The sequence below is a fragment of the Ningiella ruwaisensis genome (genome assembly GCF_004798935.1).
In the GTDB taxonomy this organism is placed as follows: domain Bacteria; phylum Pseudomonadota; class Gammaproteobacteria; order Enterobacterales; family Alteromonadaceae; genus Glaciecola; species Glaciecola ruwaisensis.
On record NZ_RAHT01000009.1, the window covers coordinates 14,512 to 28,411 of the forward strand.

General features: G+C 43.7%; 10 protein-coding genes. 5 read left to right on the forward strand and 5 right to left on the reverse strand.

The window, feature by feature from the left end; genetic code table 11:
• Positions 1 to 50 precede the first annotated feature (50 nt).
• Positions 51 to 1,613 carry a leucyl aminopeptidase gene (locus tag D6V41_RS15985; protein ID WP_136252551.1) on the forward strand — a complete coding sequence of 521 codons (1,563 nt, stop codon included), beginning with the start codon at positions 51 to 53 and terminating at the stop codon, positions 1,611 to 1,613.
• A gap of 83 nt (positions 1,614 to 1,696) precedes the next feature.
• Here D6V41_RS15985 and D6V41_RS15990 read toward each other — a convergent pair whose 3' ends face one another.
• From D6V41_RS15990 to D6V41_RS16005, 4 genes are all read right to left on the reverse strand, one after another.
• Complete coding sequence (locus tag D6V41_RS15990; protein ID WP_241664577.1) at positions 1,697 to 2,599, reverse strand: AEC family transporter; 903 nt, start codon at positions 2,597 to 2,599, stop codon at positions 1,697 to 1,699.
• 94 nt (positions 2,600 to 2,693) lie between these two features.
• Positions 2,694 to 3,131 (reverse strand): SRPBCC family protein, encoded by a 438-nt coding sequence (locus D6V41_RS15995; RefSeq protein WP_136252553.1) that lies wholly within the window; start codon positions 3,129 to 3,131, stop codon positions 2,694 to 2,696.
• Between the two features lie 89 nt (positions 3,132 to 3,220).
• Positions 3,221 to 4,792, reverse strand: a complete 1,572-nt coding sequence (locus D6V41_RS16000; RefSeq protein WP_136252554.1) for an AMP-binding protein — start codon at positions 4,790 to 4,792, stop codon at positions 3,221 to 3,223.
• A gap of 189 nt (positions 4,793 to 4,981) precedes the next feature.
• The gene (locus tag D6V41_RS16005) at positions 4,982 to 5,425 is read right to left on the reverse strand and encodes a hypothetical protein (RefSeq protein WP_136252555.1); all 444 of its coding nucleotides are present in this window, start codon (positions 5,423 to 5,425) and stop codon (positions 4,982 to 4,984) included.
• Positions 5,426 to 5,533: 108 nt separating this feature from the next.
• Here D6V41_RS16005 and D6V41_RS16010 point away from each other — a divergent pair, with 108 nt between their 5' ends.
• The 4 genes from D6V41_RS16010 to lysC all read left to right on the forward strand — a co-directional run bounded on the left by D6V41_RS16010 (position 5,534) and on the right by lysC (position 11,802).
• Complete coding sequence (locus tag D6V41_RS16010; RefSeq protein WP_168711064.1) at positions 5,534 to 6,886, forward strand: PQQ-dependent sugar dehydrogenase; 1,353 nt, start codon at positions 5,534 to 5,536, stop codon at positions 6,884 to 6,886.
• Between the two features lie 174 nt (positions 6,887 to 7,060).
• The gene (acnB, locus tag D6V41_RS16015; protein ID WP_136252557.1) at positions 7,061 to 9,673 is read left to right on the forward strand and encodes a bifunctional aconitate hydratase 2/2-methylisocitrate dehydratase; all 2,613 of its coding nucleotides are present in this window, start codon (positions 7,061 to 7,063) and stop codon (positions 9,671 to 9,673) included.
• A gap of 200 nt (positions 9,674 to 9,873) precedes the next feature.
• The gene (locus D6V41_RS16020; protein WP_136252558.1) at positions 9,874 to 10,410 is read left to right on the forward strand and encodes a DUF192 domain-containing protein; all 537 of its coding nucleotides are present in this window, start codon (positions 9,874 to 9,876) and stop codon (positions 10,408 to 10,410) included.
• A gap of 42 nt (positions 10,411 to 10,452) precedes the next feature.
• Positions 10,453 to 11,802 carry a lysine-sensitive aspartokinase 3 gene (gene lysC / locus D6V41_RS16025; RefSeq protein WP_136252559.1) on the forward strand — a complete coding sequence of 450 codons (1,350 nt, stop codon included), beginning with the start codon at positions 10,453 to 10,455 and terminating at the stop codon, positions 11,800 to 11,802.
• Positions 11,803 to 11,866: 64 nt separating this feature from the next.
• Here lysC and D6V41_RS16030 read toward each other — a convergent pair whose 3' ends face one another.
• Positions 11,867 to 13,891, reverse strand: a complete 2,025-nt coding sequence (locus D6V41_RS16030; RefSeq protein WP_136252560.1) for a methyl-accepting chemotaxis protein — start codon at positions 13,889 to 13,891, stop codon at positions 11,867 to 11,869.
• Positions 13,892 to 13,900: the final 9 nt, after the last annotated feature.

The window sequence follows — 13,900 nt, forward strand, 5'->3', positions numbered from 1 at the left end:
CAGCAATAAAACTATCATAAATTTATAATAAAGAAGGACTATCGATGAAAATGAAAAATATCCAAGCACTGGCGGGGCTGCTCGCTAAATTCTTCGCTATATCGCTTTTGTTTGTTAGTAGCGTAAGTTTTGCAAACATTGATGTCAGGTTTGTAGACAGCATGGATGATTCAAAAAACACCTTGGTACTTGTTGTCAACGAACCAGGGGCTCTCACCGGCTACTCGAAAACCTTAAATGAAAGCACAGAACAAAATTTTTCTGCCTTGTTAAGTTTGAATAATTTCACTGGAAAATTTGGCGAAGTGCAAACCTTGCAGCTGATTGGCGGCTTTGAACACGTTGTGGTGGTAGGCACGCAGAACGATCTGCCATTAACTGCGCCAGAGCTTCAGAACTTAGGCGGTAAAATAGCGGCGACCTTGTCATCAAAAAACAAGGATATTGAAGCGATAATTCTTACAGACAATTTAAACGCCGAGCTTGATGATGCGGCTGCTCAAATTGCATTCGGATACCACTTGCGCCACTACAGCTTTGATAAATATAAAGCCTCGAAAGCGGATGGTAAGTCATCACTCACCTTTGTAGTCAATAATGTGAGTCTTAACCAAAACGCTTACGAGAACGACTTGCGCTTTTTGGCGGAAGGCGTTCACTTTACTCGTGATTTAGCCTCTGAGCCTGGTATGTCGCTGTATCCTCAAGCCTTTGTTGAGCGCGTAAAAGAAAAGTTTAAAGGCATTGATAATATAAATATCGATGTACTGGATGTACGCGATATGGAAAAAAACAATATGGGGGCGCTTTTGGGCGTTGGAAAAGGCTCCATTCACGACCCGCGTTTGTTGGTGATTGAATATACGGGTGCTAAAAAAGGTGAAGCACCAATTGCATTGGCAGGTAAGGGTATTACTTTTGATACCGGCGGCATAAGCTTAAAAGGTAATGACAATATGTGGCAAATGAAGTCTGATATGTCAGGCGCGGCTGCAGTAGCGGGCACTTTATATGCAATTGCTCAGCGCGGTGAAAAGGTAAACGTTGTGGGATTAATGCCACTTGCTGAGAACATGCCTGCAGAAGATGCTATTCGACCGGGTGATGTGCTCAATACCATGCAAGGAACAACCATCGAGATAATGAGCACCGATGCAGAAGGGCGCTTGATATTGTCTGATGCGGTTTATTATGCTCAACAAAAGTATAAACCTAAAATGCTGTTAAATATCGCTACTTTGACTGGCTCAGCAGCGCGCGCACTAAGCGATGAATACGCAGCACTTATCACCAGAGACTTTGCGTTTTCGCAGCAAATCATGCAGATTGGTGAAAAAAGTGGTGAGTTGGTGTGGCCGCTTCCATTGCATCCTAATCATTTTGAGCAAATTAAATCTGATATTGCAGATATTAAAAATTCGGGAGCGGGGAATCCGGGAGCAAGCATTGGCGCAGCAGTTATTGCTACTTTTGTCGATGAAGACTTGCCGTGGGTTCATTTGGACATTGCAGGCGTAGACTGGTTAAGTGCCGACATCGACGTGGCGCCAAAAGGTAGTCAAGGTTGGGGTGTGCGCTTTATGGATGAATTAGTGCGACAAAATAAGCCTTAAGCCGCTCAATTGACACAGAATACGTCAAAAAATCAAATATCAAACATGCCAAGGCCTGGCGACTAAAATCTTCCTTTTAGTCGTTAGGCTGCAGCAATCGAAGTAAACTTAAGCATCGCGTAATATCCCAATATTGTAATAGGTAAAGAGGCTATCGTTGTAATCGCTATTATTTGAGCTGCGAGCTGATGATTCCCACCGATTTTTCTTACCATTACGTAGCTTGCCGCTGCTGTTGGCGCCATCGCCATTAAAAATACCACGCCAAGGGATACGCCACTAACCTCGAATGCGATGGCCAATAAAACCAGCACCGCTGGATATACGAGGCATTTTCCGATCAGTGCGAGCAAAACTAACTTGTATTCACTGCCTAAACTCGAAAATCGCAAAGATGCGCCTGTACAAAGTAAAGCAAGCGGAAGCGTAAGCTGGGCAAAATATCCTAAGGTGTTGAGCGCAAAATCTGGGATCGGTAGCTTAAAAACTGACACAACAAGCCCGGCAATAATGCTCAGTATGATAGGATTGGTCGCAATTCCTTTGCTGATCCGCCTTATACTGATTTGTGATCCTTCAAAAACATTAAGCACAGCAACTGAGAGCACATTATATAAAATCGTCAATGCACCTAAATAAATGGATGCATAAGCCAAGCCTTCCTGTCCATAAGCATTGGCGCAATATGCTAAGCCAATAATGCCCATATTAGATCTAAATGCGCCCTGAATAATAACGCCTTTGTCTTGACGTGCAGGCACATACAAACTAACTAATATTAAGAATGCTATAAAAACAATCAGCGTTCCGCTGATCCCGACAGCGATAGTTTTAGGCTCAGTTAAGGCTTGAAGGTCGCTAGCGCTTATGTTGACAAATAAAAGAGCAGGGAGCGCATAATTAAATATGAGCCGTGATGCCTTTTCAACAAAGCTGTCGTCTAGCAGAGACTGCTTGTAAAAACCGTAGCCGAAGGCAATTAACACCAGGACGGGGCCAATAACTGAAATCGAAAAATCAATAAAAGCTTGAAGCGCTGTAATAAAAAGACCGCATTAAGTGAGCAAAGACTGTATAAAATTATTGCATATCGATGTGCTTGAGAATACTACCAAATGCTCTTGCACCAAACTTTTCAATTTGTTTGTCAAAATACCAACCTCCTATTAGCGGAATGTTGATATGGCCTTTTGACTCCCATCGCACATGTGTGCCAGACGTTATTTCCGTTAAGGTAAGTTGCCCTAGCTCATGGTCGTAAGGAAGTGGCTTTGAATATTCAATTTTATATGCCATGTAACGGGGAGGTTTAAAGCCTACAATTCTTTCATGCAGCACAGATTTTCCTGCGACGATCTCTCGTAATGCACCTTGTCCATTTACTTCATACTCTCCTGTTTGAAGAAGGGTGGAGGCATCCACCCCTTTAAACTGAGCGTAATTTGCATGATCACTTAAAACGGCGAAAACGGTTTTGATGGGTTTGTTGATAACCCGCTCTACTGCAATATTAAACATATGTGTTTTCCATTAAGTGTAGCTGCTAAGCGCTTGCCTCAATTATTTAAGAGTGAGCGTTAATTCAGCGATGCTAACTGCAAGCGGCTTTAGTCTTTGCGAAGCTCGCGTCTTAATATTTTACCTACCGTCGATTTTGGCAGTTCATCAAGCACGTGTATTTCTTTAGGCAACTTGTAGTTAGTTAAATGGGCTTTGCAGTGTTCAAGCACGGCCTGCTCGTCGTATTCATCATTGACGGTAACAAACGCACAAACACGCTCTTGGGTTTTTTCATCATTTTTCCCAACAACGGCAGCCTCAAGTATGCCAGGATGCTGAGTAAGCACATCCTCAACTTCGTTGGGATATACATTAAAGCCAGAGACAATAATCATATCTTTGAGACGATCCACAATTTTAATACAGCCTTCTTCAGTTATGACTCCTACATCACCGGTTTTAAAATAACCTGAGTCAGTCATCACTTTTGCAGTCTCGTCAGGACGCTGCCAATAGCCTTTCATCACTTGCGGACCTTTTGCCGCAATTTGTCCTTCCTGGCCTTTACTCACCTCTTTGTCATTTTCATCCAGGAGAATGATATCGGTATCTGACATGGGGAAACCCACTGTTCCTAACACTTCTTTACCTGGTTGATTAAATGCAAGCACGGGTGCGGTCTCAGATAAACCATAACCTTCGGTAACAGAACAGCCAGTGGTTTGCTGCCACAAATTAGCCGCAGATTTTGTTAGCGCGGTACCTCCCGACATGGTGAGATGCAGTTTGCTAAAATCCAGATGCTTAAATTCAGGGTGCGAACATAAACCCATAAAAAGGGTATTAATACCGGCGAAGGCCGTAAATTGATAGGGCTGTAAACTTTTTACAAAGGCATCCATATCGCGTGGATTGGGAATTAAAAGTACCATTGCGCCTTTTGCAAAAAAAGTCATCATACATACTGTAAACGCGTAAATATGATAAAGCGGTAGTGGGCAGACAATGAGCTCCTCACCCTCTTTAAACGCGCCGCCCAATCTGTCGAGCGTTTGTATGCTATTTGCCAGTACATTTTGGTGCGTCAATTCAGCACCTTTTGATACGCCAGTTGTGCCGCCTGTGTACTGTAAAATACAGGTATCGTCCAAATCGTTCTCGGTTCGGGCTTGAATATCACCTGCCTCTACGCTGTTAAATATTTTGGCATAACAAGGGTATTCGCCGCTCACCTGCGCATTATCCAGCAGTTGCGTTGCACTGGTAACAATCACATGTTCAATGCCGACCTTTTCTTTAATGGCTTCATATTTTGGCAACAAGTCAGACAGTATCACCAAGGCTTTTGCGCCTGAATCATTGAACTGATGCTCCATTTCTGTTGTGGTATAAAGCGGGTTTGTATTGACAACGACCAGTCCGGCTCGCAAGGCGCCATACACGGCAATGGGATGCTGTATTAAGTTAGGCAATTGAATTGCAATTTTATCGCCTGCTTTCAAGTTAGTGTGATGCTGCAGATAGGCTGCAAATTTTGCAGATAAAGTATCCATATCGGCAAAACTTAGTTCTTGACCGAGCGCAGAGTAAGCGGGGCGTTTTGCATATTTGCGAAAAGTCTCTTCAATATAATCTGCAAGACTATTAATGTGATTAGGTATTAAAGCAGAGCGAGTCATAGCATCCTCAAAACGTTTTTACCATCCATCGGCAATTGCAACTGCATTTGCCAGTTTGTTTCAGATTGTTTTAACAGATTTTTTACATTAGAGGATCATTGCACACATGCATAGAAAAATTTTACTTTAGTTGCTTTATAGCCATATATTCATACAGTAAAGTATTGATTAACTTTCATCAATTAAGCTCTATTTTTGCTGCTGATGTAATTGTGCGAATATTAGGCCGGCAATTAATCCCGCTATCATTTGCAATACCATGCCTGAAAGGCCGCGTGCGCCGGCTAGAAGTGTTACGTTCAAAATAGGTTGCATGGCTAAAAGCATCACCAGAAAAGCGACTGCGCCAGCCACGGGGTAAAGATAAGCGCGTTTAAGGTGAAGCTTTTTATTCAGCGCACCGGCAATGCTAAATGCAATTAATAGTGCCACTAAAACAAGCGGACCATAAGTAGGAGCCAGTCCAATTAAATCTTGGCCTGTGGTTGTTAATCGCTCATTAAACGGAATTTGGATATCAATTTCGCTAAGTTTCGCCAATACTGCCTGAGTATGAAAGATGCTTGCAAATACAAAACCCACGGCGGATGCTACTATAAGCACGAAGATGCGCATTAACCAAGTTTTAAGCATTATCAATCCTTTATGCAATTCGTTACGTTTATGATTATTTTATACCACAATTAAGCCATAAACGAAGATACGCCGGTTTTGGCCTAAAATTTATTTATGGAGTCAGTTTTGAATCACCTAAGCTTATCTCTTTCATTTCAGCAAGCACGAATTGCTTTGCCACGTCCTTATTCAGTTAAACAACTCATCATTTATGTCTTTTCTGCTAGCTTTTTAATGACTTGTGTCATTGGTGCGGCGTATGCTCAATCGTCCTCTCATACTACTCCTGCATCGCAAGTGTATGGACTGCAAGCGGTGATGAAAGACTTGCCCCAGTCATGGGGACTTGCTTATTCGCCCGATAACCAGTTGTTCATTACTCACCGATTAGGGAATTTTTCAATTCTGTCTCTTGAACAAGAGGATCTGCAGCAAGTATTGATGGCTGACATCTCCTCGCAGGATGAGGCCAGCGCCTTACAAACAGTCAATTCGCCGGTGATAAGCGTTCGATTTTTACCTGATGATTTGTTGGTTGGCGGGCAGGGAGGTTTACTCGATTTAAGCTTCCACCCTGATTATCTGAATAATGGTTGGATTTACCTTTCGTATTCGGCAGGTACAGAGCAAAGCAATGCTTTAAAAGTGGTTCGCTTTAAACTTGTTGATAACGAAGTGGCTCAACTTGAACCCGTATTTGAGGTCGCCAATAAAAAAGATACGCCGGTGCACTACGGTGGCAGACTAGCGTTTGATAGTGAGCATTCACTTTATATTACGACTGGAGATGGTTTTGATTATCGTGAAAAAGCCCAGCTCAAACATAATCAGATGGGTAAAACGATTCGCGTGACTGACACCGGCGAGGCGCATCCCGCAAATCCATTTTATAACGGCCCAGATGCACCAGAATCTTTCGTTTTTTCATATGGGCATCGTAATCCACAAGGCTTGGTCATCACTGATACAGATGTTGTTATTGGTCATGAGCATGGGCCAGCCGGAGGAGATGAAATCAATTTTTTACATGCTGGTGATAATTACGGATGGCCAGTAATTACTAATGGTAAAGACTATATCGGCGCGACCATTTCTCCATTTACAGAATACGAGGGTATGAAACAACCCAATCTGGATTGGACACCATCTATAGCACCTTCAGGTATGGTGCTTTACCAAGGTGAAAAGTTTGATGCGCTTAAAGGTCATTTATTGATAACTTCGCTCAAATTTTTGCAAATCTATGCAGTTCCCTTATTTTACGATGGGGATATCGGAGCGGATATTGATGCGAATATTGATACGAATACTGATGCGAATAACACTGAAAAAATAGAGCCAACACTTGGAAAGGACTTTACAATTTTACGGGAACCCGATACACGCTTGCGCGATATCGAAAGTGATCCTGAGGGTCGCATCTGGGTTTTGGGTGACGGTCAGCCAGCGACGCTGTTTATGCTCGTGACGCTACATTAGACCAATGTATTGATGAAATGCATTAACAAATAGTTTTCAATTAGCGTGATGAATATCGGTTATAATCAGCATTTCATTCAGTGGCATTCATTTTTAGGGCTTATGTGGGTATAATCCCGCCGTTAAGTCAACGCCTAGCTAGTCAAAGCTGAGCATTTATTAGAGGACCTTATAGTGTTAGAAGAATATCGCAAGCATGTCGCCGAGCGCGAAGCCGAAGGCATTCCCCCCAAGCCACTAAACCCAGAGCAAGTTGCGGGTTTAGTCGAGCTGTTGAAAAACCCGCCGGCGGGCGAAGAAGCATTTTTGCTAGAACTAATTTCAGAACGTGTTCCTCCAGGCGTTGATGAGGCAGCCTATGTAAAAGCTGGTTTTTTAAGCGCAATTGCTAAAGGCGAAGAAAGCTGTGATCTTATTTCCAGAGACGCTGCTGTGCAGCTTCTTGGTAATATGCACGGTGGTTATAACATTGAAACACTGGTGGCCTTGCTGGATGACAGTGAACTAGCTGAACTCGCAGCAGAAGAATTAAAGCACACTTTGCTTATGTTTGATGCATTTCATGATGTGGAAGAAAAGCACAAAGCAGGTAATAAGTATGCGACAGAAGTCATGGAGTCATGGGCTGAGGGTGAATGGTTCACTCAGCGTAACGATTTACCTGAAAAAATTACCGCATCAGTGTTTAAAGTAACGGGCGAAACAAACACCGACGATTTGTCTCCTGCCCCTGATGCATGGTCACGTCCTGATATTCCGCTTCACGCAAAAGCAATGTATAAAATGACGCGAGATGGCTTAGAGCCAGAAAAGCATGGCGAAGTGGGACCAATGGCCCAAATCGAGGCGGTGAAAGAAAAAGGCTACCCGGTTGCTTTTGTAGGCGACGTGGTAGGAACGGGCTCTTCTCGAAAATCTGCTACAAACTCGGTTCTTTGGTTCTTTGGTGAAGACTTGCCAGGCGTGCCTAACAAGCGCGGTGGCGGTATTTGTATCGGTTCTAAAGTTGCCCCTATTTTCTTTAATACGATGGAAGATGCCGGCGCACTCGTTTTTGAAGCAGACGTTGAAAAAATGGAAATGGGTGATGTCATTGAAATCTACCCATTCGAAGGTGTTATCAAAAACGCCGATTCAGGTGAAGTAATAGCCGAATACAAGTATAAGTCTAAAGTGCTGTTAGACGAAGTAAGAGCAGGTGGTCGTATCAACCTCATTATCGGTCGCGGTCTTACGGACAAGGCACGTGAATCGCTTGGTTTAGCGCCTAGCGATTTGTTCCGTAAACCTGAGCAACCTACTTCAAAAGCAAAAGGATTTACCCTTGCTCAGAAAATGGTAGGAAAAGCGTGTGGCGTTGACGGGATCCTTCCGGGCACCTACTGCGAACCTAAAATGACAACTGTGGGTTCGCAAGATACTACCGGCCCAATGACGCGTGATGAATTGAAAGATTTAGCCTGTTTGGGATTCACCGCTGATTTAACAATGCAATCATTTTGCCACACTGCCGCTTATCCGAAGCCGGTAGATATCGATACTCAGCATACTCTGCCAGATTTTATTATGAATCGCGGTGGTGTTTCTCTTCGCCCCGGTGATGGCATTATTCACTCATGGTTAAATCGAATGTTATTGCCTGATACAGTGGGTACCGGCGGTGATTCTCATACTCGATTCCCAATGGGGATTTCATTCCCCGCGGGTTCTGGTTTGGTAGCTTTTGCTGCTGCGACAGGTGTCATGCCATTAGATATGCCAGAATCAGTACTCGTTAAGTTTAAAGGTAAGATGCAGCCTGGTATTACCTTGCGTGATTTAGTGCATGCGATCCCGCTTTATGCAATTAAGCAAGGTTTATTGACGGTTGAGAAAAAAGGCAAAATCAACGCGTTTTCTGGCCGCATTTTGGAAATTGAAGGTTTGGAAAACCTCACAGTTGAGCAAGCCTTTGAACTTTCAGATGCGTCTGCCGAGCGCTCAGCAGCCGGTTGTACCATCAAACTATCTGAAGAGTCGGTATCTGAATACTTGCGCTCTAACATCACAATGCTTCGCTGGATGATCAACGAAGGCTACGGTGACCCGCGTACACTTGAGCGCCGAGCGCAGAAAATGGAAGAGTGGCTTGCTAATCCTTCATTGATGCAAGCTGACGCTGATGCAGAATACGCTGAAGTGATTGAAATTGATTTGGATGAAGTTAAAGAGCCTATCCTTTGCTGTCCAAACGACCCTGATGATGCAAAAACCTTATCAGAAGTTGCGGGAGATAAGATTGATGAGGTATTCATCGGTTCATGTATGACAAATATTGGTCACTTCCGAGCTGCGGGTAAATTGCTTGAGCAGTATAACGGAACCTTACCAACACGTTTGTGGATCTCGCCTCCCACCAAAATGGATCAGGCGCAGCTAATGGAAGAGGGTTATTACAACATTTACGGTCGAGCCGGTGTGCGCACCGAAATGCCAGGATGTTCGCTGTGTATGGGGAACCAGGCTCGTGTGTTAGCCGGAGCCACGGTTCTGTCTACCTCTACGCGTAATTTCCCTAACCGTTTGGGCGATGGTGCAAATGTATATTTGTGTTCTGCTGAAATGGCGGCTGTTGGCTCAATTTTAGGCAAAATACCAACCACTGAAGAGTACATGGATTACGCCAGCAAGATTGATTCAATGAGTGCTGAGGTATTCCGCTATTTGAACTTTGATCAAATGGACGTATTCAAAAAAGCGGAAGAAGAAGCGAAAGCCAAGATTATTCCTACATTGAATGTCGCCTAATTGCCAAGCATCAGTTTAGCGACAAGCTAGCTAATTAAAAGCGATTGAAGTGACCCGCCGAAAGGCGGGTTACTTATTTTCAAGGCCTGATTTGCTTGTTTTTGCATTAATTTTGATTGAATAATCAATTCAGTAAGAGTAGGATTTAGCCATCTAGATAGCTAAATGCGCGTCCTGTAAGACGAGTATCAGGAAATGTTATGACATATCAACGCTTCGGCTTCACGCGGCTATTGTGCGCAATAATAGTGATTGGCTTTTTGCATAACGCGACGACTGTGTATGCAAGAGATGCACAATCGGCAATAGATGAGCTAAGCCAAGACAAGGTGGCGCAGAGCGCGAATACCGTTGAAACGGTGAATTTGGTTTTTTCAAATGATGTGAGCATTGATGTGGAATTAGCAGACGAGGCGCATGAACGTCAGCTTGGCTTGATGTATCGTCGTGAGATGTGCGAGGATTGCGGAATGCTATTTAAGTTTGACCGCGTGCAAACAGGAAGTATTTGGATGAAAAACACCTATATTCCCTTAGATCTTGCCTACATCAACGCATTTGGAAAAATAGTCGACATCAAAGCGCTTGAGCCTCATGATCTGACCTCTGTTACATCCTCAGTGCCGGTGCTATATGCCTTGGAGATGAATCAGGGCTGGTTTGAAAAAAACAGCATAAAAGTAGGCGACAAAGTCAAACTTCCCGAGACAGTGAAGCCTACAAGCGGACTTAACTAAAATCGCCCACTAACTTTTAACGTTTAACCAGAAGGATGAAAGATGCTACACGCTTTAAATGTGGCAAAATTTGGCGGCACTAGCGTTGCTAACTATCAAGCTATCAATAACTGCGCAAAGATTGTGGTCGGTAACCAGAATACGCGTGTGGTCGTTGTAAGTGCTGCAGCGGGCATTACTAATCACTTAGTGCTTTTGGCCAACACGGCTCTCACGTCTGAACAAATTTCTGAAGTCATCGACAATATTCGCAAAATCGAGTTAGCAATCTTAAATTCACTTAAAAAACCAAGTGAAGTAGAAGACAAACTGTTTAGTTTGCTTGATGAACTTGAAGTGTATGCAAGGCATGAAGAGCTTAATTTCAGAGATGATTTAAAAGATGCGCTGTTATCGATGGGAGAGCGCATGTCTTCGTTATTGGTTGCGGCCATCATACGAGAGCATGGTGAAGAGGCAATTAACTTCGATGTTCGCAAAGTGATGCGAACAGACGACAGGTTCAGCGAAGCAACGCCTGATATTGAAACCATTGGCAAACTGAGCCAACAATTGCTTTATCCTGAGCTTAAAAAAGCAATTGTAGTTACTCAGGGATTTATTGGAAGCGACGTTCAGGGGCGCACGACGACCTTAGGTCGCGGTGGCTCAGATTTTACGGCCGCACTTTTGGCAGAGGCCCTGGGTGCAAAAACCTGCGAAATCTGGACAGATGTAATAGGCGTTTATACAACTGACCCTCGTATAACAGACAAAGCGAAACCATTGCCAGAACTTAGCTTCGAAGAAGCGGCAGAAATGGCAACATTTGGTGCTAAAGTGCTGCATCCTGCAACTATGGAACCCGCGCTTCGACAAGATATCAAAGTGTTTGTAGGCTCCAGTAAAGAACCTGAAAAAGGCGGAACCTGGATTGTACGAGATTGCAAACATGAGCCACCATATCGCGCGGTAACGAGACGCAAAGACCAGGTTCTGGTCACTATAAAAACACCTAAAATGATGTATGCGCAAGGCTTTTTGGAGCGGGTATTTCATATTATTGCCAAACATGACTTGAGCGTCGATTTAATTACGACATCCGAAATTGCGGTCTCTTTTACTTTGGACAATCCGCCCAACAGTATGTCGGAGAAGATGAACAAAGAAACGCTACTGGAGCTGAGTGAAATTTGTGAAGTGAAAGTCGAACGCGATTATGACGTTGTAACCGTAGTTGGTAACAATATGCACAGTGCAGCAGGTGTATCGTCTCGTATTTTTGCAGCAGTGGCAGATTTTAATTTACGCATGATTTGCTTTGGTGCGAATGTCCATAACCTCTCGTTTGTGGTCGATAAAAACGATAGTGATGAAGTGGTTAAGGCGCTTCATGCCAGTTTATTTGAATAGCGCATAGCTATACAAAAAAACGGCAGCGATTAAGCTGCCGTTTTGGTTTGTACTAAGTAGGCGACTATACCCTGAACTGGGAAATAGAGGCCTGTAACTCTTCTGCCAGTCTGGCAACTTCAGAGCTGGATTCTGCCGTCTGCTTGGCCCCAATAGTGGTGTGTTCGGCAATACCTACGATATTTTCCAGGCGCTCACTAATTTGAGATGACACGGTGTGCTGCTCTCTGGCGGCCTCTTCAATGCGAGTACTCACTTCATATGCCTTATGCACTGCATCAGTAATTAAATTAAGCGCGGCCCCAGCTTTTTCTGTTTGTGCAACACATGCGTTAGTTTGCTCTTTGCCTTGATTCATTACTGCTACGGCTTTTTCAGCACCCGATTGTAATACTTCTATCATGGAGTTAATTTCTTGCGTTGACTGCTGGGTTCGACTCGCTAGGGTACGCACCTCATCCGCTACAACGGCAAAGCCTCGACCTTGCTCACCAGCACGAGCAGCCTCAATTGCGGCATTAAGTGCCAATAAGTTAGTTTGGTCTGCAACACCGCGGATCACATCTAAAATCCCGCCGATGCTTGCGCTATCTTGATGCAGTTTATTGATAACCTCGGCAGCTTGCTGCACTTCGTTCGCCAATACTTGAATAGTATCTTTATTTTCTGCTGATATTTTCTTCACTTTCTCAGCTTCAGCGTCAGCGTGCTTGATTTCGACCAGGGTATCGTGAGCACTGCTTGAAACTAGTTCCGATGTGGTATGCATTTCAGTGGTCGCAGCCGCAATTTGCGAAATCTGCGATTTTTGATCTTCAATCGATGTCGTGGTTTGAAGCGTGATCGTCGATGTTTCACCTGAAGCGGCTGCCAATTGATCGGCACGCTGATTAATTGCGTGGATCAGTTGCTTAAGATTATCGATGAGTGAATTGACATTTTTTGCCAAGGTTCCGAATTCATCTTGCGCTGTATCATCCAGCTTTTGTGTTAAATCACCAGACGAGGCAATTTTTAACAGCTCATTTACGCGAGAAAGTGGTTTTGTGATGGCGTTTACTGTGATGTAACCTACACCCCCTGCAATTGCAAAAGAAATAAGCACAACAACAATAATTGTCATGGTGCTGCTCGATATCTGTTTACTGACGCTCTCTTTAATTACATTAGCTTTTGAGTCGGCTAGGGCATTTAAGGTATCAAGTTCTACAATTGCGTCCGTGATGATCTCGTCGGCAGCCAAGAGCGCTTTCTCAGCAGCGCTAACTTGATCAAGTTCCGCTATTTTTGTTGCAACTAAACCGCTTTCAGAACTTAATGTTGTTGAAATACGATCGATATATTCACCAACTTCTTCAATGGTTCCTGATTCATCTTCTCCATTTGAGACCGCATCCATTTGAGCGAAGCGTTCTTTAGTTTGTTCTAATACTACGCTAACTTCTTTGCTTCGAATTTCAGCGCGTTGCATGTCTTCAGTATTACTGTAGTCGATAGCAACGCTAAGTAGCGTTAGCAAGCTTGATTCAAGAGAGTTAGCAACAGTTGCCGCCTCTTGCAAGGCATCCGATTCTTGCACTTCATCTAAGTCGGTAAAATCCAGTAAGAGGGAAGATGCATCGTCAGCGCTTTCTTCAAGTGTCTCAATCATTTGTGCAATCGAAGCATTTAGACTGAGCGCTTTTTGGTGTGCGCTGAACATATCGCGAGACGTATTCACATAATTTTGATACATCACATTAAGATTTGCCACGGAGCCACGCAAACCTTCATCATTCTTGACTACTTCGTTGAGCGTTTGAAGTGTTTCACTAAAGCGGGCATCGCTTGTTTCAAACTCACTAAGCTTGGAAGAGACTTCGCTTTCATCATCACTAACAAAGCCTTCAAATGACAAACGTCCCATATTAAGAAAGGCAACTTTCAGATTTGAAGTGCCTGTAACGGTGGGCATAGCCAAGGATGTAACTTCGTTTGATGCATTGCCAACTTTACTCAAGCTGGACATTGAGGAATAACCAAGTAACAGCAGAAGTAGACTGATAATGGCAAATCCACCGATGATGCGCATCGCTACCGTTAATTTCATAAGAGCTCC

What these genes read in the sequence shown, in the direction of transcription:
- D6V41_RS16005 (WP_136252555.1), bottom strand. Translation starts at nt 5,425, where the DNA reads ATGCTTAAAACTTGGTTAATGCGCATCTTCGTGCTTATAGTAGCATCC.
- D6V41_RS16020 (WP_136252558.1), top strand. Translation starts at nt 9,874, where the DNA reads ATGACATATCAACGCTTCGGCTTCACGCGGCTATTGTGCGCAATAATA.
- D6V41_RS15985 (WP_136252551.1), top strand. Translation starts at nt 51, where the DNA reads ATGAAAAATATCCAAGCACTGGCGGGGCTGCTCGCTAAATTCTTCGCT.
- D6V41_RS16030 (WP_136252560.1), bottom strand. Translation starts at nt 13,891, where the DNA reads ATGAAATTAACGGTAGCGATGCGCATCATCGGTGGATTTGCCATTATC.
- lysC (WP_136252559.1), top strand. Translation starts at nt 10,453, where the DNA reads ATGCTACACGCTTTAAATGTGGCAAAATTTGGCGGCACTAGCGTTGCT.
- D6V41_RS16000 (WP_136252554.1), bottom strand. Translation starts at nt 4,792, where the DNA reads ATGACTCGCTCTGCTTTAATACCTAATCACATTAATAGTCTTGCAGAT.
- D6V41_RS15995 (WP_136252553.1), bottom strand. Translation starts at nt 3,131, where the DNA reads ATGTTTAATATTGCAGTAGAGCGGGTTATCAACAAACCCATCAAAACC.